This is a genomic window from Microbacterium aureliae (genome assembly GCF_054780155.1).
In genome coordinates, this window is the sequence record NZ_BAAGWW010000002.1 from 951,533 (window position 1) to 969,706 (window position 18,174).

General features: G+C 72.4%; 17 protein-coding genes. 9 read left to right on the top strand and 8 right to left on the bottom strand.

Features of this window, described 5'->3' with window-relative positions:
- The first annotated feature begins 67 nt into the window (after window positions 1-67).
- The gene (paaZ, locus tag ACYVF4_RS10520) at window positions 68-2,158 is read left to right on the top strand and encodes a phenylacetic acid degradation bifunctional protein PaaZ (protein WP_460722422.1); all 2,091 of its coding nucleotides are present in this window, start codon (window positions 68-70) and stop codon (window positions 2,156-2,158) included.
- Window positions 2,159-2,301: 143 nt separating this feature from the next.
- Here the strand turns inward: paaZ and ACYVF4_RS10525 are convergent, their stop codons facing one another.
- Window positions 2,302-2,922 (bottom strand): TetR/AcrR family transcriptional regulator, encoded by a 621-nt coding sequence (locus tag ACYVF4_RS10525; RefSeq protein ID WP_460722424.1) that lies wholly within the window; start codon window positions 2,920-2,922, stop codon window positions 2,302-2,304.
- Window positions 2,923-2,976: 54 nt separating this feature from the next.
- Here ACYVF4_RS10525 and paaA point away from each other — a divergent pair, with 54 nt between their 5' ends.
- The 6 genes from paaA to ACYVF4_RS10555 all read left to right on the top strand — a co-directional run bounded on the left by paaA (window position 2,977) and on the right by ACYVF4_RS10555 (window position 7,723).
- Window positions 2,977-3,948: a 1,2-phenylacetyl-CoA epoxidase subunit PaaA gene (gene paaA / locus ACYVF4_RS10530; RefSeq protein ID WP_460722426.1), complete on the top strand. Its 972-nt coding sequence runs from the start codon at window positions 2,977-2,979 to the stop codon at window positions 3,946-3,948.
- On the top strand, window positions 3,945-4,301 hold the full coding sequence (paaB, locus tag ACYVF4_RS10535; protein ID WP_460722428.1) for a 1,2-phenylacetyl-CoA epoxidase subunit PaaB: 357 nt from the start codon (window positions 3,945-3,947) through the stop codon (window positions 4,299-4,301). The genes paaA and paaB overlap by 4 nt, the downstream gene beginning before the upstream one ends.
- Before the next feature lie 8 nt (window positions 4,302-4,309).
- Window positions 4,310-5,131 carry a 1,2-phenylacetyl-CoA epoxidase subunit PaaC gene (gene paaC / locus ACYVF4_RS10540; protein WP_460722430.1) on the top strand — a complete coding sequence of 274 codons (822 nt, stop codon included), beginning with the start codon at window positions 4,310-4,312 and terminating at the stop codon, window positions 5,129-5,131.
- Window positions 5,132-5,307: 176 nt separating this feature from the next.
- A complete protein-coding gene (gene paaD / locus ACYVF4_RS10545) occupies window positions 5,308-5,802 on the top strand; it encodes a 1,2-phenylacetyl-CoA epoxidase subunit PaaD (RefSeq protein WP_460723124.1) in 495 nt (164 codons plus the stop codon).
- Window positions 5,802-6,938: a 1,2-phenylacetyl-CoA epoxidase subunit PaaE gene (gene paaE / locus ACYVF4_RS10550; protein ID WP_460722432.1), complete on the top strand. Its 1,137-nt coding sequence runs from the start codon at window positions 5,802-5,804 to the stop codon at window positions 6,936-6,938. The genes paaD and paaE overlap by 1 nt, the downstream gene beginning before the upstream one ends.
- Before the next feature lie 23 nt (window positions 6,939-6,961).
- Entirely contained in the window at window positions 6,962-7,723 is a 762-nt protein-coding gene (locus tag ACYVF4_RS10555) for an enoyl-CoA hydratase/isomerase family protein (protein ID WP_460722434.1), read from the top strand.
- Window positions 7,724-7,726: 3 nt separating this feature from the next.
- Here the strand turns inward: ACYVF4_RS10555 and ACYVF4_RS10560 are convergent, their stop codons facing one another.
- A complete protein-coding gene (locus ACYVF4_RS10560) occupies window positions 7,727-9,379 on the bottom strand; it encodes a thiamine pyrophosphate-binding protein (protein WP_460722436.1) in 1,653 nt (550 codons plus the stop codon).
- A 172-nt stretch (window positions 9,380-9,551) separates the two neighbouring features.
- Here ACYVF4_RS10560 and ACYVF4_RS10565 point away from each other — a divergent pair, with 172 nt between their 5' ends.
- On the top strand, window positions 9,552-9,854 hold the full coding sequence (locus tag ACYVF4_RS10565) for a hypothetical protein (RefSeq protein WP_460722438.1): 303 nt from the start codon (window positions 9,552-9,554) through the stop codon (window positions 9,852-9,854).
- Window positions 9,855-9,939: 85 nt separating this feature from the next.
- Window positions 9,940-11,235: an HNH endonuclease signature motif containing protein gene (locus tag ACYVF4_RS10570; protein WP_460722440.1), complete on the top strand. Its 1,296-nt coding sequence runs from the start codon at window positions 9,940-9,942 to the stop codon at window positions 11,233-11,235.
- Window positions 11,236-11,296: 61 nt separating this feature from the next.
- Here ACYVF4_RS10570 and ACYVF4_RS10575 read toward each other — a convergent pair whose 3' ends face one another.
- The 6 genes from ACYVF4_RS10575 to ACYVF4_RS10600 all read right to left on the bottom strand — a co-directional run bounded on the left by ACYVF4_RS10575 (window position 11,297) and on the right by ACYVF4_RS10600 (window position 18,081).
- The gene (locus ACYVF4_RS10575; RefSeq protein ID WP_460722442.1) at window positions 11,297-12,106 is read right to left on the bottom strand and encodes an HpcH/HpaI aldolase family protein; all 810 of its coding nucleotides are present in this window, start codon (window positions 12,104-12,106) and stop codon (window positions 11,297-11,299) included.
- Window positions 12,091-12,876 carry a fumarylacetoacetate hydrolase family protein gene (locus ACYVF4_RS10580; RefSeq protein WP_460722444.1) on the bottom strand — a complete coding sequence of 262 codons (786 nt, stop codon included), beginning with the start codon at window positions 12,874-12,876 and terminating at the stop codon, window positions 12,091-12,093. Before ACYVF4_RS10580 ends, ACYVF4_RS10575 begins: the two co-directional genes overlap by 16 nt.
- A gap of 250 nt (window positions 12,877-13,126) precedes the next feature.
- Complete coding sequence (gene hpaD, locus ACYVF4_RS10585) at window positions 13,127-14,281, bottom strand: 3,4-dihydroxyphenylacetate 2,3-dioxygenase (RefSeq protein WP_460722446.1); 1,155 nt, start codon at window positions 14,279-14,281, stop codon at window positions 13,127-13,129.
- Window positions 14,282-14,283: 2 nt separating this feature from the next.
- Window positions 14,284-15,822 (bottom strand): 5-carboxymethyl-2-hydroxymuconate semialdehyde dehydrogenase, encoded by a 1,539-nt coding sequence (gene hpaE, locus ACYVF4_RS10590; RefSeq protein WP_460722448.1) that lies wholly within the window; start codon window positions 15,820-15,822, stop codon window positions 14,284-14,286.
- Window positions 15,823-15,841: 19 nt separating this feature from the next.
- Window positions 15,842-16,543 (bottom strand): GntR family transcriptional regulator, encoded by a 702-nt coding sequence (locus ACYVF4_RS10595; protein WP_460722450.1) that lies wholly within the window; start codon window positions 16,541-16,543, stop codon window positions 15,842-15,844.
- Window positions 16,540-18,081, bottom strand: a complete 1,542-nt coding sequence (locus ACYVF4_RS10600) for a fumarylacetoacetate hydrolase family protein (RefSeq protein WP_460722452.1) — start codon at window positions 18,079-18,081, stop codon at window positions 16,540-16,542. Before ACYVF4_RS10600 ends, ACYVF4_RS10595 begins: the two co-directional genes overlap by 4 nt.
- Window positions 18,082-18,174 lie beyond the last annotated feature (93 nt).

Sequence of the window (18,174 nt, forward strand, 5' to 3'; positions counted from 1 at the left end):
CGAACGAACGTTCAGTAAGTCAAGGCGGGGCCGTGTCACGAACGCGACTCACCGGAGGGAACCTGCGATGACGCTTCTGACCGACGCCGACGCTCCCATGGACGACTCGAGCGTCCCGCTCGTCGCCAGCTACGTGGCCGGGACCTGGTGGACGCCGGACGGCGATGACGCGACCGTCGTCGCCGACGCGTCCACGGGGATGCCGGTGGCACGGGTCGGCGGCGCACCGGACGTCGCCGCGGCGGTCGCGTATGGTCGCGAGAACGGCCAGCGTGCGCTCGGGGCGATCCCCTTCCATCGACGTGCGCTGCTGCTGAAGGCGCTCGCGCAGGCGCTCACCGCCGCGAAGGACGAGCTCTACGCCGTGAGCGCGACCACCGGCGCGACGGCCCGCGACTCGATGATCGACATCGACGGGGGCATCGGCGTGCTGTTCACCTACGGGTCCAAGGGCAGGCGCGAACTGCCGAACGCGACGACCCTCGTCGACGGCGCGGCCGAGAACCTCTCGCGCGACGGCTCGTTCGGCGGGCACCACGTGTGGCGGTCGCTGCCGGGCGTGGCGTTCCAGGTCAACGCGTTCAACTTCCCGGTGTGGGGCATGCTCGAGAAGTTCGCCCCGGCGTTCCTCGCCGGCGTCCCCTCGATCGTCAAGCCCGCCACGCCCACGGCGGCGCTCACCGAGGCGGCCGTGCGGGTGATGGTCGACTCCGGCCTGCTGCCCGACGGTGCGCTGCAGCTCGTCGTCGGTCCCGTCCGCGGCTTCCTCGACCACCTCGACGCGCGTGACGCGGTCGGCTTCACCGGGTCGGCGACGACGGGGCGGATGCTGCGCCGCGACGACGCCGTGATCGACCGGGGTGTGACGCTCACGTGCGAGGCGGACTCGATCAACGCCGCGATCCTGGGGCCGGACGCCGTCGCCGGAACGGCGGAGTTCGACGCCTTCGTCGCGTCGGTCGTGACCGAGATGACGGCCAAGGCCGGGCAGAAATGCACCGCGATCCGGCGGGTGATCGCGCCCGAGGGGGTCCTCGACGACCTCGTGGACGCCCTGCGCGCCCGCCTGCGGGCCAAGGCGGTGCTGGGTGACCCCCGCGCCGAGGGGGTCACGATGGGACCGCTCGTCTCGATCGCCCAGCGCGACGAGGTGCGCGCCCGTGTGGCCGAACTCGTCGCCGCAGGCGGCGAGATCGTCGTCGGATCCACCGACGAGCCCGACATCGTCGTCGCGGACGGCTCGCGCCGGACCGCGCCCGAGGGCGCGTTCGTCGCGCCGGTGCTGTTGCGCTTCGCCGACGCCGACACCCCCGCGGTGCACGAGGTCGAGGCCTTCGGCCCGGTCGCGTCGGTCATCGGCTACCGCGACGCCGCGGACGCGGTGCGGCTGGCGAACCTCGGCGGCGGGTCGCTGGTGGCGACCGTGTGCTCGGCCGACCCGGCCTTCGTCGGCGAGGTCGTGGCGGGGATCTCGCCGTGGCACGGCCGCGTGCTGGTGCTCGACGGCTCGGTCGCACGGACGTCGACCGGCCACGGCTCGCCCGTGCCGCACCTCGTCCACGGCGGCCCCGGCCGCGCGGGCGGCGGCGCCGAGCTCGGCGGCATCCGCTCCGTGCTGCACTACATGCGGCGGACCGCCGTGCAGGGGTCGCCGGACGTCCTCACCCGCACCACCGGCCAGTGGCACGCCGGGGCGGCCGTGGCCGACGGCATCCACCCCTTCCGCAAGTCCCTCGCCGAGCTGCGGGTGGGGGACCGGTTCGCGTCCGAGGAGCGCGAGGTCACCCTCGACGACATCGAGCACTTCGCCGGGTTCACCGGCGACGAGTTCTACGCCCACATGGACGAGGCCGCCGCCGCGGCCAACCCGTTCTTCCCCGGGCGCGTCGCGCACGGCTACCTGCTGGTGTCGTTCGCCGCCGGGCTGTTCGTCGACCCCGCTCCCGGTCCGGTGCTGGCCAACTACGGGCTCGAGGACCTGCGGTTCGTCACGCCCGTCTCGCCCGGCGACCGCGTGCGGGTGACGCTGACGGCCAAGGCGCTCTCGCCCCGCGAGGACGCCGACTACGGCGAAGTCCGGTGGGATGCCGTGATCGTCAACCAGCGGGACGAGGTCGTCGCCACCTACGACGTCCTGACCCTCGTCGCGAAGTCCTGACCCGGCCGCGCGGCCGCGGCCCGCCCCGTCCGCGAGACTGCATCTCCGGCCCGAAACCGTGGGTGCAGACCGCGGTCTCGGGCGAGAGATGCAGTCTCGCGGGTGTGGGGCTGGCCGCGCCCGGCGGCAGCGCGGCCGCGGGATCAGCGGGAGCGCAGGCCGTCCAGAGCGACCGAGACCGTCGCGTCGGCGAGGGCGTCGGCGTCCAGCGCGCCGCCCGGGCGGTACCACTCCACGATCGAGTTGATCATGCCGAACAGCAGCCGCGAGGTCGTGCCGGGGTCCAGGTCGGCGCGCAGCGATCCCTCGGCCTGCGCCTCGGCGACGAGCCCCGTCACGGCGTGGTCGATGTCGGCCCGGCGCCGCAGCGCGTCGCGCTCGATGTCCGTGTTGCCCCGCACGCGCAGCAGCAGGGTGACCGACGGCAGCTCGGCCACCAGCACCGCGACCGCCCCGCGCAGCACGAACGCGAGCCGGTCGGCGGCGGCGGAGCCGGCATCCGTCGCCTGCGACAGCACGTGCTCGAGCCGGTCGAGCGCACGGTCGAGGGCGTGGGCGAGGAGCTCCTCTTTGCCGCTCACGTGATAGTAAAGCGCGGACTTGCTGGTGCCCAGACGCTCGGCGAGCGCGCTGATCGAGGTCGCCTCGTAGCCGCGTTCGTTGAAGAGGGCGACGGCGACGTCGAGCACGGTGTCCAGGTCGTACGCCGGGCGGTCGAGCCGGCCGTTGCCCCGACGGAAGGGTGCCGTCGCCTTGTCGCTCATGCTCCCAGAGAGTAGCATTACTGAACGACCGGTAAGTAGCGCAAGGAGGCGCGGATGCAGGAGACGACGGCCGAACGGGATGCCGTCGGGCAGGCGCGATTCGACGAGATCATCGCCGCCGACGACAAGATCGAGCCCGCCGACTGGATGCCCGACGCCTACCGGCGGACGCTTGTGCGGCAGATCTCGCAGCACGCGCACTCCGAGATCATCGGGATGCAGCCCGAGGGCAACTGGATCACGCGGGCGCCGAGCCTGCAGCGCAAGGCGATCCTGATGGCCAAGGTGCAGGACGAAGCCGGCCACGGCCTTTACCTGTACTCGGCCGCCCAGACGCTGGGGACCCCGCGCGAGGAGATGTACGACCAGCTGCTGAGCGGACGCGCGAAGTACTCCTCGATCTTCACCTACCTCACCCCGTCGTGGGCGGACATGGGCTCGATCGGATGGCTCGTCGACGGTGCGGCCATCTGCAACCAGGTGCCGCTGTGCCGCGCGTCCTACGGGCCGTACGCCCGCGCGATGGTGCGGATCTGCAAGGAGGAGTCGTTCCACCAGCGGCAGGGGTTCGAGATCCTGCTGACGCTCATGAACGGCACCGACGCCCAGCGCGAGATGGCGCAGGAGTCGGTGAACCGCTGGTACGCCCCCGCGCTGATGATGTTCGGGCCGCCCGATGACGCGTCGCCGAACTCCGCGCAGTCGATGGCGTGGAACATCAAGCGCTTCAGCAACGACGAGCTGCGCCAGCGCTTCGTCGACATGATCGTGCCGCAGGCCGAGATCCTCGGCGTGACCCTGCCCGACCCCGACCTGCGCTGGGACGACGAGCGCGGCCACTGGGACTACGGCGACCTCGACTGGGACGAGTTCCGTGAGGTGCTCGCCGGCAACGGGCAGGCCGGCGCACTGCGGCTGGCCACCCGCCGGCAGGCGCACGAGGACGGCGCGTGGGTACGTGAGGCCGCGCGGGCGTACGCCGACCGCGTCGCCGCCGAGCGCGAGCTCGAGGCGGTGGCATCGTGAGCACCCCGGACCCGGTCGCTTCCCCGGTCGCCGAGCGAGCGCAGGCAGGCGAAGCGCCCGCCGCCCCGCGCCGCGAGACGTGGCCCCTGTGGGAGGTCTTCGTCCGCTCCGGCCGCGGCCTCTCGCACGTGCACGCCGGATCGCTCCACGCCCCCGACGCCGAGCTCGCCCTGCAGAACGCCCGCGACCTCTACACCCGCCGGGGCGAGGGGGTGTCGGTGTGGGTCGTCCCCTCGTCGGCGATCGCCGCGAGCGACCCCGACGACCGCGACGCGTGGTTCGAGTCGCCGCACGGCAAGGACTACCGCTTCCCGACCGCCTACCGCGCGTCCGCCGACGTGCCGCACCTGTGAGGTCCGCCATGACCACCGACAGGCTCTCGATCCTCACGCCGGATGCCGCGGCATCCGTCCCCTCGCTCGCACCGGCGACGCCGGCCGTCGCGGACTACGCCCTGGGTCTCGGCGACGACGCGCTCGTGCTCGCGCAGCGGATGGGGGAGTGGATCGCCCACGCCCCCGAACTCGAGGAGGACGTCGCCCTCGGCAACATCGGGCTCGACCTGCTGGGGCACGCCCGCGCGCTGCTCACCTACGCCGGTTCCGCCTCGGGGCGGAGCGAGGACTACCTGGCCTACTTCCGGTCCGAGGCGGAGTTCCGCAGCCGGTGGCTGTTCGAGCTGCCCAACGCCGTCACCGGCGGCCGGGACTTCGCGTTCACGATCGCCCGGCTCACCGTGGCCTCGCTGTGGTTCGGGGCGCTGTACCGCAGGCTCGCCCGATCGGCGGACGCCACCCTCGCCGCCATCGCCGCCAAGGCCGTGAAAGAGGTCGCGTACCACGCCGAGCACGCGAGCCTGTGGATGCTGCGCCTCGGGCTCGGGACCGAGGAGTCCCACCGGCGCCTGGAGCGCGCCGTCGCGGACGTGTGGCCGTACGTCGGCGAGCTCTTCGAGCCGGACCCGGCCACCGAGGGGCTCGCGGGCGTCGCGGTGGACCCGGCGGAGCTGCGGGACGAGGTGCTCGCGGCCCTCGTCACGGTGATCGAGGATGCCGGCCTCATGGTGCCCACCGTCCCGTTCGCCCGCGGCGGCGGGCGTCAGGGCGTCCACTCCCAGGATTTCGGCCGGCTGATCGGCGAGATGCAGGTCCTCGCCCGCGCGCATCCGGGTGCGACATGGTGACGGCCGCCGGGCCCGCCGAGGCTGTCGCGGGCGCCGAGGCCGGCGCCGTCGCGGGCGCGGTGCAGAACTCCACGGATTCGGGGCCGACAGAGGCTGCAGGGGCGAACGGCGCCCGAACCCGCGCGGATCGGTGGAGTCCTGAACGGCCGTCGACGCCGGCCGCCGAGGCCGTCGCCCTGCCGCGCCCGGCCGACCCGCAGCTCGCGGCGATCTGGGATGCCGCGGCCACCGTGACCGATCCCGAGCTGCCGGTCCTCACGATCGCCGACCTGGGGATGCTCCGCGGCGTCCGCCTCGACGCCGACGGCACGGCGGTCGTGCAGCTGACCCCGACGTATTCCGGCTGCCCCGCCGTCGAGGCCCTGCGCACCGACATCGTCGCCGCGCTCGCCGCACACGGCGTGCCGGCCCGGGTCGAGGTCGTCCTCGCCCCCGCCTGGACGACGGACTGGATGAGCGGGGCGGGCCGCACGAAGCTCGAGGCCTACGGCATCGCCCCGCCCCGCCCCCGCGGCGCGGGCGGCACCGTGGCGCTGGGCCTTGGCGTCCGCTGTCCCCGCTGCCGCTCGCTGCACACGCGCGAACTCGCGCGCTTCGCGTCGACGTCGTGCAAGGCGCTGTGGCAGTGCCAGGCGTGCGGCGAGCCCTTCGATCGCTTCAAGGAGCTGTGATGCCCCCCACGCCCGCTCCCGCGACCGATCAGCCGACGGATGCCGCGCCCCGCCGCCGCGCCGTCTTCCACCCGCTGACGGTGGCCGCGGTGCGCCCGCTCACCGCCGAGGCGGTCGAGGTGGTGTTCGACGTCCCCGAGGAGCTCGCCGACTCCTTCGCGTACCGTGCGGGCCAGCACGTGGCCGTGCGCGCCCGCATCGACGGGGCGGAGCTTCGCCGCAGCTACTCCATCTGCCGCGCGCCGTCGCCGGGGCGGCTCACCGTCGCGATCAAGCGCGAGCAGGGCGGGGCGTTCTCGACGTGGGCGGTGTCGGAGCTCCAGGCGGGCGACGTCCTCGAGGTGATGAGTCCCGACGGGCACTTCGTCCCCCACGGTGTCTACGACCGTCCGGCGCGGTTCGCCGCGATCGCGGCGGGATCCGGCATCACCCCGATGGTCGCCCTCATCGAGCACCAGCTGCGCGAGCGCCCGGACGACACCTTCGACCTGGTCTACTCCAACCGCACCGCCGGCGACGCGATGTTCGTCGACGAACTCGCCGACCTCAAGGACCGCTTCCCCGCCCGCCTCGCCCTGCACCACGTCCTCACGCGCGAGACGCGGCCGGCCGAGCTGCTGTCCGGCCGGCTCGACGACGAGCGGCTCGAGACGCTCCTGACGCGGGTGATCGGCGTGGACGGCGTGGACGAGTGGTTCCTGTGCGGTCCGATCGAACTCGTCGAGCGCGCCCGGTCGGTGCTGCGCCGGCTGGGCGTGGATCCGGCATCCATCCGGGTCGAGCTCTTCTCGACGGGGCGCCCGGCCGGCGAAGCCCCGCGCATCGCGCCGCCCGAGACCCGCGCCGGGGAGCCGGTGCGGACCATCGCGTTCCGGCTGGACGGGACGACCGGCACCGTCACGACCCCGGTGAGCGCGCGCGAGACGATCCTCGCGGCGGCGCTGCGCACGCGCGGCGACGTGCCGTTCGCGTGCGCCGACGGGGTCTGCGGCACGTGCCGCGCGGTGCTGCGGCGCGGCACCGCCGAGATGGCGCAGAACCACGCGCTCGAGCCGGAGGAACTGGCCCGGGGCCTCATCCTCACCTGCCAGGCCGTGCCGACCAGTGACACCGTCGAGGTCGACTGGGACGCCTGAGGCGTCCTGCGAAAGGAGCACCGATGATCGAGCTGACCATCGCCGACGACGTCGCCGAGGTGTGCCTGAACGCCCCGGCGAAGCGCAACGCCGTCGATCTCGGCGACCTCGCCGAACTCGACGAGGCGTATCTCGCCGCCGAACGGGCCGGCGCCCGCGCGCTCGTGCTTCGGGGCGAGGGCAAGGTCTTCTGCGCCGGTCGCGACATCGCCGACGTGGACCCGCGCACCGATGACGTGCACGGCTACCTCGCCGCCGTCGAGCGGGTCATGCGCCGCATGGCGGCCTTTCCCGCCCCCACCTTCGCGGCCGTGCAGGGCGCGTGCCTGGGCGTCGGCCTGGGCCTCGCGATCGCCACCGACGTCGTCTACATCGCCGAGGACGCCGAGGTCGGCTCGCCCTTCGTCAAGCTCGGCGCGACCCTCGACTCCGGCGGGCACGCCCTGTTCTTCGAGCGTCTGGGCGCGCACCGCACGCTCGACCTCATCTACACGGGCGACCTGCTGACCGGCGCCGACGCCGTGGCGGCCGGGCTGTTCAGCCGCGCGGTCGCGCCGGGCGATCTGCTCGCTTTCACCCGCGAGCGGGCTGCGCGTGCGGCATCCGGCCCCACTCTCGCCTTCGCCGCGTCCAAGCGCATCGTCGCCGGCCTGCAGGGCCCCCACCTCTGGCAGGCGGTGGATGCAGAGACCGCCGCGCAGGCGGGCCTCGCCGCCACCGCCGACTACCGCGAGGGCTTCGCGGCCTTCCGCGAGAAGCGCGCGCCCGGCTTCAGCGGGGACTGAACGTCACGAGTTCACCCGGATGATCTCGTGCTGATAAGGCGCGATGACGGCGCCCGAGACGCGGCAGTCCAGCACGAGGAAGCGACGGGATGCCGGCGGCTCGGCCGCCCATGAGGCCAGCCGTTCCAGGTCGTCGAGGCTGCGGACGACCACGCCGTCGGCGCCGACGCCCGCCGCGAGGGCCGCGAAGTCCACTTCGGGGATCAGCATGGGCTCGCGGGCGAGCCCCTTGAGCCCGTAGAGGTTGACCTCGGCGCCGTAGGCGGCATCGTTCCACACCACGGCCATGCCGCGCCCGGCGGCGACCCGGACGGCGGACTCGAGGTCGGCCAGGGCCATGAGCCCGCCGCCGTCGCCGGTGGTGAGGACGATCGTCGACTCGGGCTTGGCCAGCGCCGCACCGGGCACCGACGGCCAGCCCAGGCCGATGGACTGGAAGGCGGTGCCGACCATCATCATGCGATCGGGCGACGCCACCGGCCAGTACATGTTCGCCCAGCCGATGAAGTGACCGCCGTCCGAGACCACGACGCGGTCCTCGGGCAGCAACTGTCCGATGCGGGCGGCGACCGAGCGGGGGTCCAGGCGCCCGTCCGGGGCGACGCCGTCGCCGGGGTCGTTCCGGCGCAGCGTCGTGAAGTCGACCGTGTCGCGCCACCCGCTCGCCGCGGCGCCACGGGCGCGCAGCCGGTCGGCGAGGGCGGCGGCGACGACGGCGGCGTCGCCGCGCAGGTACCCGCCGACGTGCGGGTGGGTCGCGGCGGGAGCCACGTCGACCTGGAAGACGCGCGTGCCGGCGGCGAACAGCTCGCCGAACCGCATCGTGAACTGGTTGAGCGAGGCGCCGAAGACGACCGCGACGTCCGCCTCGCGGACGAGGTCCATGGCGCCGGCGGCGCCGAAGCCGCCCGTCACACCGAGGTCGTACTCGCCGCGCGGGAAGACGCCGCGGCCGAGCGCGGTCGAGGCGGTGACGGCGCCGGTCGCGTCGGCGAGGTCGCCGAGCGCCGGGCCGGCTCCGGCGACCCAGGCGCCGCGGCCGGCCAGCAGGAAGGGCCGGGCCGCGCCCGCGAGGGCGTCGGCGACCGCATCCAGCGTCGCCTGGGCGAACTCCCCGCGCACGGGCAGGGGACCGGGCAGCCGCAGGTCGGGGACCTCGGGGACGGGACCGGCGTCGGCGACGGCGACGTCGTAGGGGACGGCGAGCACCGTAGGGACGCGGTAGGTCAGCGCGTGCTCGATGGCGATGACGGTCGTGGCTGCGGCATCCGTTCGCCCCACCGTGTAGGTGCGCGCGCCGACCGCCGAGGCCAGGGCGATCTGGTCGACGTCCCACGGCCGGGGTCCCGAAGTCGGCTCGTCGCCGACCACCAGCACGAGGGGCACGTGCGCCTGCACGGCCTCGGCGAGGGCGGTGAGGGTGTTGGTGAAGCCCGCGCCGTAGGTCGCTGTCGCCGCGGCGAGGCGCCCCGACGCGCGGTGATAGGCGTCGGCGGCGACGACGCCGCCGGCCTCGTGCCGGACGGCGGTGAACGTCACCGACGTCGAGCGTTCGAGGGCATCGAGGACGTAGGCGTTGCCGTTGCCCATCACGCCGAAGACGTGGTCGATGTGGCGGGCGAGGGTGAGGGCGACGTGCGCAGAGACAGAGGGCATGGCGATGCTTTCGAGACGGGACGACGAAGAGGCCGTATGTGTCTCGCGCGTGCGACGCCGCAGCGCATCCGTGCCCATTTTTCGAGCACCGGCACCCGTGGCGCCGGACGCTGTCGATTATAGGGCGCGGCGGGATTTCCCGCCCGTCGCGGCCGCGCGGCATGATGGCGGCATGAGAACCGTTCAGCTGCGCCGGTACACCCTCGTCGAGGGCGAGTACGACGCGTTCGTCGACTGGTGGAACGAGTGGATGCCGCGGGTGCGGCCCGAGGCCGGGTTCCCGATCGAGTTCGCCTACGGTCTGCCCGAGACGAACGAGTTCGTGTGGGCCGTCTCGGCCGAGGGCGACGAGGCGGCCTTCCTCGCGCTGGAGGAGGAGTACATGGCCTCGGACGCGCGCGCCGAGGCCTTCGCCGGGGTTCCGCAGCGCGTCGCGCACTACAACATCCAGTTCGTCACCGACGTCTGCGCCTGACGGCGCGGCCGGGGGTTGGGGCCCGGGGCGCAACCCCGGGGACCGCTCTCGTTCTGATGTCCGAACCCCCTCATAGAGTCGGGGCATGGACATCGAACATCACGACGATTCGGACGACCGGCGACGACCGCCGGATTCGCCGGACCCGCCCCCGCCCGACGAAATGGACCGGGTGCTCGAGATCGCCACGATGCGGGCGGTCATGTTCGCCGAGCAGCTGATGGCGATCGAGCAGCTGCGCGCGACCCGCATCGCCGAAGCGGGTGCGGCCGGAAGGGCGATCACGGACGTCCTCGACCGATCGCTGCGGCTGGAGCTGGTGGCCGGCATGGGGCTCACCGAGTACGCCGCGCAGGAGCTCATGTCGCTCACCCAGTCGCTGCTGCATCGCCATCGCACGGTGTTCGATTCGCTGAGCCGCGCGATCATCACCGAACAGCACGCACGGACGTTCGTGTCGTTGATGGACGGCATCGAGCCCGACATCGCGCAGTCGCTCGAGAGCGAGGCGCTGCGGCTGGCGGAGTCGCACCCGCTGGGCGCGTTCCGGCGGCTGCTGCGCAAGCTGATCGACGGCGCCCGCGCGCACACCCTCGCCGAACGCCAGCAGCGCGCGCTCATCGCACGCCGGGTGTACATCGAGCACGACGGCGACGGGATGTCGTGGACCCACCACTACGGGCCGACCGTCGAAGCCCACGCTGCTTTCGACCGTGCGACGCGCATGGCGAAGCAGATCATGTCGGCGCCGGGAGAGACGCGGACCATCGATCAGGTGCGCGCCGACGTCCTGTCGGACCTCATGATCGACGGCGACGTGCCGCAGCACTCGGCCGCTGTCCGCGGCATCCGCGCCCGCGTCGTGGTCACCGTGCCTGCTCTCGCCCTGCTGGACGACGAGCATGCGCGCCGTCCCGATCCGCCGGTGGTCGAGGGCGTCGGGCCGATCCCGATCGACGCCGCCCGTGAACTGTGCGGCGGCGCCCGGTCGTGGATGCGGGTGCTCACCCACCCCGAGACCGGCATGGTCCTGTCGGTGGGGCGGGACGCGTACGAACCGCCCCCGTCGCTCAAGCGACTGGTGAAATGGCGGGCCGACCGCTGTCTGGCTCCCGGATGCAGCATGCCGGCGTCCCGCTGCGAGGTCGATCACACGCTCGCGTGGTCGGCCGGCGGCGAGACCGCGATGTGGAATCTCGGTCCGCTCTGCAAGAACCACCACATCGTCAAGACCCACGGCGACTGGGCGGTCAGGCAGCGGGCGGGCGGGGTGCTCGAATGGGAATCGCCCACGGGACGCGTCTACGCCGTGCAGCCCGAGAGGCGCGTGCCCGTCTTCACGCCCCGCCGCGACGTCGAGGAGACCCCCGCGCCGTTCTGACGACGAGACCCGCAATGGGGGAGGACTCTGCCCCGTACGACCCCTCAGCCAGTACGACCCCTCAGTACGAGGGGCGGTGGCGGTCGTCCGGTGCGCCTCGGGGGGTGAACCGTGCCGCCAGGGCTTCCGAGCCGCGCGCGAGCAGCGCGACGTCCGCGCCGACGAGGACGAACGACGCGCCCGCATCCAGGTATGCCTGGGCGACGTCGGGGTCGAAGGCGTTGACTCCGACCGGCTTGCCCGCTCCGCGCACCGCGTCGAAGGTGCGCCGGACGGCGGCGACGACGTCCGGATGGGTCTGCGCGCCGAGCCGCCCCATGGATGCGGCGAGATCGCTGGGGCCGACGAACACGCCGTCCACGCCGTCGACGGCCGCGATGGCGGATGCTGCCGCCACCGCCTCGGCGGTCTCGACCTGCACGAACAGCGAGACGTGGTCGTCGGCGTCGGCGAGATAGCCGTCCACGCGGTTCCACCGGGCCGAGCGGCCGAGCGCCGAACCGACGCCCCGGCGACCCCGCGGCGGGTAGCGGACCCCCGCGACGGCGGCCGCGGCATCCGCTTCGCTGTTCACCATCGGCACCAGCACGTTCTGCGCGCCGAGGTCGAGCACCTGCTTGAGCACCACCGGGTCCAGGCTCGGAACGCGCACCACCGGGGTGACCGGGTACGCAGCGACGGCCTGCAGTTGGACCAGGACCGACTCGAGGCCGTTGGGGGCGTGCTCCATGTCGATGAGCACCCAGTCCAGGCCCGACCCTGCCGCGATCTCGGCGACGAGCGGCGACCCCGAGCACACCCACATCCCCGCCAGCGCCCGGTCGCTCCCGGCCAGGGCGTCACGGAAGGTGGGGGTCAGACGAAGCGGCATGTGATGGTCCCCATCGGTCCGTAGTCGCAGTGGACGGTGTCGCCGCGCGAGACCCACATGGGCCGCGTGAACGATCCGGCGAGGATGATCTCGCCCGCCTCGAGTCTGGCACCGTGCTGGTGGAACTTGTTCGCCAGCCACGCCACACCCGTCGCCGGATGCCCGAGAACTCCCGCCGCGACACCTGTCTCTTCGATCTCGCCGTTGCGCGAGAGCACACCCGGAACCCACCGCAGGTCGATCTCGTCCGGATGGCGACGCTCGCTGCCCAGCACCATCGCGCCGTAGGCGGCGTTGTCGCTGATCGTGTCGACGATCGTGCGGCCCTCGAGCTCGATGTGCGAGTTCAGCACTTCGAGCGCGGGCACCGCGTAGTCGATCGCGGCGAGGGCGTCCTCGAGCGTGCAGTCCGGGCCCTCGAGTGGCTCCTTCAGCACGAAGGCGAGCTCGACCTCGATGCGCACGTTCGAGAAGTGCTCCACGGGGATGTCGGCGCCGTCCTGATAGACCGTGTCGTCGAACATCACCCCGTAGTCCGGCTCGGTGATGCCCGTCGCCTGCTGCATCGCCTTGGAGGTCAGCCCGATCTTGCGGCCGACCAGGCGCCGGCCGGCGGCGAGGTTCTTGTCGCGCCACACGCCCTGGATCGCGTAGGAGTCCTCGACGGTGGCCTCGGGGTAGCGCGCCGTGATCCGCGGGACCACGCCGTGCGTGCGATCGGCCTCGGCGAGCTCGGCGGCGATCTGCTCGATCTGGTCGGGTGTCAGCATCCGTCCTCCTGGGGTTCGTGGGGCGCTTCGTCTCGCTTCGCTCGCTCAGCGTCCGGGTGTTCGGGTGGCGGCGGGCGCTTCGTCTCGCTTCGCTCGCTCAGCGTCCGGGTGTCGGGCGCTCGCTCAGCGACCGGGGGCACCGGGGCGCTTCGTCTCGCTTCGCTCGCTCAGCGTCCGGGTGTCGGGCGCTCGCTCAGCGACCGGGGCACCGGCCGCTGAGCGAGGAGCGCAGCGACGAGACGAGGCGCGCCTACAGCTGGTGGCCGAGCTTGTACTCGCCCTGCTTGTACTCCGGCATCGAGTCCTCGCCCGGCCGCGTGTACGAGAATCCGTCGGCGCCTATCGTCACCGCCATCTCGGAGTCGTCGGTGCGGGCCACGACCGGCTGCGGGTTGCCGTCGAGGTCGAGGACGAGCGAGGCCTCGGTGTACCAGGACGGCACGACGGGGTTGCCCCACCAGTCGCGGCGCTGGTTGTCGTGGACGTCCCACGTGACGACCGGGTTGTCGGGGTCGCCGGTGTAGTAGTCCTGCGTGTAGATCTCGACGCGGTGGCCGTCGGGGTCGCGCAGGTACAGGTAGAACGCGTTCGAGACGCCGTGGCGACCGGGGCCGCGCTCGATGGCGTCCGAGCGGCGCAGCGCCCCGAGCTTGTCGCAGATGGCGAGGATGTTGTGCTTCTCGTGCGTGGCGAACGCGACGTGGTGCATGCGGGGTCCGTCGCCACCGGTCATGGCGGTGTCGTGCACGGTGGGCTTGCGGCGCATCCACGCGGCGTACACGGTTCCGGCGTCGTCCTGGATGTCCTCGGTGACGCGGAAGCCGAGGTCCTGCATGAACGCCACCGCGCGCGGCACATCGGGGGTGACCTGGTTGAAGTGGTCCAGCCGGACCAGCTCACCGGGCGTGTGCAGGTCGTACCGCCACGACAGCCGCTCGACGTGCTCGGTCTGGTAGAAGAACTCGTACGGGAAGCCGAGCGGGTCGGTCACGCGCACCGAGTCGCCGATCCCCTTGGTGAAGCCGTCCGGGCGACGCTCCACCCGGCATCCGAGCTCGTCGTAGAAGGCGACCGCCTTGTCGAGGTCCTCGGGCGTGCGCACGCGGTACGAGAACGCCGCGACGGCGGCGACGGGTCCCTGGCGCAGCACGAGGTTGTGGTGGATGAACTCCTCGGTCGAGCGCAGGTAGACCGCCTGGTCGTCTTCTTCGGTGACGTACAGGCCCAGCACGTCGACGTAGAACTCACGGGATGCCGCGAGGTCGGTCACGACCAGTTCCATGTACGCGCACCGCAGGATGTCGGGCGCGGGGCTCGTGGGGCTGGGGATCGGGTTGTCGGTGTGGATCGGCGCCTCCTGGCTGACGTAGAAGCCGGAGGAGGTGCGGGTCTTTTCGTGGGTCATGTTCAGGCTCCCTTGCCGAAGGTGGGGTTGTGGACCGCGCCGAGCGTGATGTGCACGGCCTGCTGGTCGGTGTAGAAGTCGATCGAGCGGTAGCCGCCCTCGTGGCCGAGCCCCGAGGCCTTGACGCCGCCGAACGGGGTGCGGAGATCCCGCACGTTGTTGGAGTTGAGCCACACCATCCCGGCCTCGACGGCCTGCGAGAAGTTGTGGGCGCGCTTGAGGTCGTTCGTCCAGATGTACGCGGCCAGACCGTACTTCACGCCGTTGGCGAGCTCGAGCGCCTCTTCGTCGGTGTCGAAGGGCGTGATGGCGACGACCGGGCCGAAGATCTCCTCCTGGAAGATCCGGGCGTCCGGCGCCACGTCGGCGAACACCGTCGGGCGGACGAAGTTGCCGGTCTCGAAGCCCTCCGGCCGGCCGCCGCCGGCGACCAGGCGCCCCTCGGACTTGCCGATCTCGACGTAGCTCATGACCTTCTCGAAGTGCTCGGGGTGCACGAGGGCCCCGACCTCGGTCTTCGGGTCATGGGGGTAGCCCACCACGACGCGGTCGGCCTGGGCGGCGTAGCGCTCGACGAACTCGTCATAGACGGACCGCTCGACGAGGATGCGCGAACCCGCGGTGCAGCGCTCGCCGTTCAGCGAGAAGACGCCGAAGATCGTGGCGTCGATCGCCGCGTCGAGGTCCGCGTCGGCGAAGACCACGGCGGGGCTCTTGCCGCCGAGCTCCATCGAGAGACCCTTGAGGTAGGGCGCCGCGTTGCCGAAGATGATCTGCCCGGTCCGGCTCTCGCCGGTGAACGAGATGAGGGGCACGTCCGGATGCTTCACCAGCGCGTCGCCGGCGTCCTCGCCGAGACCGTTGACCAGGTTGAAGACGCCCTGCGGCAGCCCCGCCTCTTCGAAGATGCCCGCCCACAGCGAGGCCGACAGCGGCGTGAACTCGGCGGGCTTGAGGACCACGGTGTTGCCGGTCGCCAGCGCGGGAGCGAGCTTCCACGACTCGAGCATGAAGGGGGTGTTCCAGGGGGTGATGAGCCCCGCGACCCCGATCGGCTTGCGGTTGACGTAGTTGATCTGGCGGCCCGGCACCTTGTAGGTGTCGTCGGCCTGCGCGACGATCAGGTCCGCGAAGAACCGGAAGTTCTCGGCGGCGCGGCGCGCCTGGCCGAGGGCCTGGGTGATCGGCAGCCCCGAGTCGAAGCTCTCGAGCTCGGCGAGCCGCGCGTCGCGGGACTCCACGATGTCGGCGATCTTGTGCAGCACCCGGCTGCGCTCGCGGGGCAGCATGCGCGGCCACGGGCCGTCGGCGAACGCGCGGCGCGCGGCGGCGACGGCGCGGTCGACATCCGCCTTCTTGCCGGCGGCGGCGCGCAGGTAGGTCTCGTTCGAGACCGGGTCGAGCACCTCGAAGGTGTCGCCGTCGACGGAGTCGACGAAGGCGCCGTCGATGTAGTGCTGGATGCGGTCGGGCAGGTCGGCGGGCACGTGGCGCGCGCTGGTCGCCGCCGCGGCGGCGGGAGTGGTTGCGGTGTCGGTCATGAGGTTCTCCTTCGAAGGCTCAGAAGGCGGGGAGGCCGAGGGCCTCGTCGGGGTGTTCGTGGATCATGTAGGCATCGAGGGTGGCCGAGCGGTGGCGCCGGGCGGCCTTCTCGATCTCGCCGAGCGGGGCGCCGTTCTCGATGAGCACGAGGATGTTCTCGTGCTCGTGGACGGACTCCTGCGCACGGCCGGGGACGAAGCTGAAGGTCGAGTCGCGCAGGTTGCCCAGGCGCGCCCATTCGGCTTCGACGAGCTCGAGCATGCGGGGGTTCGCGCACTTGGCGAACAGCGCGGCGTGGAACTCGTGGTTGAGCCGCGTGAACGAGCGCGGGTCGAAGTGCTCCAGCGTCTCGATCATCTGCTCGTTGATCGCCCGCGCGCGGCGGATGTCCTCGGTGGTCAGCCGCCTCGCCGACAGCGCCGTCGCGGTTCCCTCGAGGATCGACAGCGCCTGCATCGAGTAGCGGTACTGCGTGTCGTCGACCATCGACACGCGGGCGCCGACGTTGCGCTCGAACGTCACGAGCCCCTCGGCCTCGAGCTGGCGGATCGCCTCGCGCACCGGCACGACGCTCATGTCGAGGTCTCCGGCGATCGAGCCGAGCACCAGGCGGTAGCCGGGCGTGAACTGCTGCGACGCGATCCGCTCCTTGATCCAGTGGTAGGCCTGCTGCGACTTGCTGCGGTCCTCGGTCCGCGCGTCGTCGGTCTGGGGGCTCATCGCGTGGCCTCGCCCTCGTTCGCTGAGCCGTCCGCCGCGCCGTCCGCATCCCCGCCGCGCTCGGCGTCGTAGCGTGCGCGCCATGCGGCGTCCATGGGGAAGAGCCCGTCGACGGGGTGGCCCTCGGCCACGCGCGCGGCGATCCAGGCGTCCTCCTCCTCCTGCGCGAGCGCGGCATCGGCCACGTCCTCGGCGAGCCCCAGCGGGATGACGATGACTCCGTCGGCGTCGCCGACGATGACATCCCCGGGCTGAACGGTGGCGCCGCCGCACGCGATCGTGAGGTCCACGTCCCATGGCACGTGCTTGCGGCCGAGGACGGCCGGGTGAGCGCCGACGGTGTATACCGGAAGGCCCACGGCGGCCACGGCGTCCCGGTCGCGCACGCCGCCGTCGGTGACGATGCCGGCGGCGCCGCGGGCGTGGGCGCGGATGGCGAGGATGTCGCCGAGCGTGCCCGATCCGGCCTCGCCGCGCGCCTCGATCACGATGACCTCGCCCTCGCCGACGGCGTCGAAGGCTCGCTTCTGGGCGTTGTAGCCGCCGCCGTGCGACGCGAAGAGATCCTCGCGGTTCGGCACGAAGCGCAGCGTGCGCGCTGTGCCGACGAGCTTCTGCTCCGGATGCAGGGGGCGCACGCCGTCGATCGTGACGTTGTTCAGGCCGCGCTTGCGAAGCTGCTGCGAGAGGCCCGCGACGGGCACGCGTTCGAGCTTGGCGCGGAGGGCGGGGTCCAGCCGCGCGGTCTCGGCCTGCCCGGGAAGCCCCGCGGCCTCGCGGGATCCCCAGGCCTCGGCCCGCTGGGTGTCGTCGGTCGCGGGCAGCGACCCGAGGCTCGGATCGAAGTCGCCCTCGCCCTGCACCACGCGGGTCACGAGGCGTCCGGTCGTCGGGCCGCCGGGCACGTCGACCTCGACCTCGACGACGTCGCCCGGCACCACGACCGACGAGCCGGCGGGGGTTCCGGCCAGGATCACGTCGCCGCGCTCGAGCGTGGCGTGCTGCGACAGGTCGGCGACGATCTGGGCGAGCGGGAAGATCAGGTCCGCGGTGGAGTCGTCCTGAGCAAGCTCGCCGTTCACCCACGTCCGCACGCGGATGTCCTCGGGGTCGAGGGCTGCGGCATCCAGCAGCGAAGGCCCGAGGGGCGTGAACCCGTCGCGGCCCTTGGAGCGGACGTTCGACCCCTTGTCGTTGGGGCGCAGGTCGTAGACGCCGAAGTCGTTGGCGGCGGTCACCCAGCCGACGTGGCTCCAGGCCTCGTCGATCCCCACACGGTGCGCGGGGGTGCCGATGACCACGGCGATCTCGCCCTCGAATGCCAGCAGCTCGGTGCCGGCGGGCCGCTCGATGTCGGACCCCGAGGCGGCGACCGAGCTGGACGGCTTCAGGAAGTACGAGGGGTGCGCCGGGCGGCGGCCTCGCTGATCCGCCCGGGAGGCGTAGCTGAGATGCACGGCGATGATCTTGCCGGGTCGGCAGGGGAGGGCCGCGAACCGCGGGTCGGCGGCGTCCTGCGTAACGGTTTCGGTGGTCATGAGCTCCCTCGCTCTTGCGTCGTATCCGAAATCGTATATGATCGTCGACGAGACGGCAACCGTCGAACCGCCCGGGTTCCTCTGCCGCCGCAG

What these genes read in the sequence shown, in the direction of transcription:
- ACYVF4_RS10555 (WP_460722434.1), top strand. Translation starts at nt 6,962, where the DNA reads ATGATCGAGCTGACCATCGCCGACGACGTCGCCGAGGTGTGCCTGAAC.
- ACYVF4_RS10525 (WP_460722424.1), bottom strand. Translation starts at nt 2,922, where the DNA reads ATGAGCGACAAGGCGACGGCACCCTTCCGTCGGGGCAACGGCCGGCTC.
- ACYVF4_RS10565 (WP_460722438.1), top strand. Translation starts at nt 9,552, where the DNA reads ATGAGAACCGTTCAGCTGCGCCGGTACACCCTCGTCGAGGGCGAGTAC.
- ACYVF4_RS10595 (WP_460722450.1), bottom strand. Translation starts at nt 16,543, where the DNA reads ATGAGCCCCCAGACCGACGACGCGCGGACCGAGGACCGCAGCAAGTCG.
- ACYVF4_RS10580 (WP_460722444.1), bottom strand. Translation starts at nt 12,876, where the DNA reads ATGCTGACACCCGACCAGATCGAGCAGATCGCCGCCGAGCTCGCCGAG.
- paaC (WP_460722430.1), top strand. Translation starts at nt 4,310, where the DNA reads ATGACCACCGACAGGCTCTCGATCCTCACGCCGGATGCCGCGGCATCC.
- hpaD (WP_460722446.1), bottom strand. Translation starts at nt 14,281, where the DNA reads ATGACCCACGAAAAGACCCGCACCTCCTCCGGCTTCTACGTCAGCCAG.
- paaE (WP_460722432.1), top strand. Translation starts at nt 5,802, where the DNA reads ATGCCCCCCACGCCCGCTCCCGCGACCGATCAGCCGACGGATGCCGCG.
- hpaE (WP_460722448.1), bottom strand. Translation starts at nt 15,822, where the DNA reads ATGACCGACACCGCAACCACTCCCGCCGCCGCGGCGGCGACCAGCGCG.
- ACYVF4_RS10560 (WP_460722436.1), bottom strand. Translation starts at nt 9,379, where the DNA reads ATGCCCTCTGTCTCTGCGCACGTCGCCCTCACCCTCGCCCGCCACATC.
- ACYVF4_RS10570 (WP_460722440.1), top strand. Translation starts at nt 9,940, where the DNA reads ATGGACATCGAACATCACGACGATTCGGACGACCGGCGACGACCGCCG.
- paaA (WP_460722426.1), top strand. Translation starts at nt 2,977, where the DNA reads ATGCAGGAGACGACGGCCGAACGGGATGCCGTCGGGCAGGCGCGATTC.
- paaZ (WP_460722422.1), top strand. Translation starts at nt 68, where the DNA reads ATGACGCTTCTGACCGACGCCGACGCTCCCATGGACGACTCGAGCGTC.
- ACYVF4_RS10600 (WP_460722452.1), bottom strand. Translation starts at nt 18,081, where the DNA reads ATGACCACCGAAACCGTTACGCAGGACGCCGCCGACCCGCGGTTCGCG.
- ACYVF4_RS10575 (WP_460722442.1), bottom strand. Translation starts at nt 12,106, where the DNA reads ATGCCGCTTCGTCTGACCCCCACCTTCCGTGACGCCCTGGCCGGGAGC.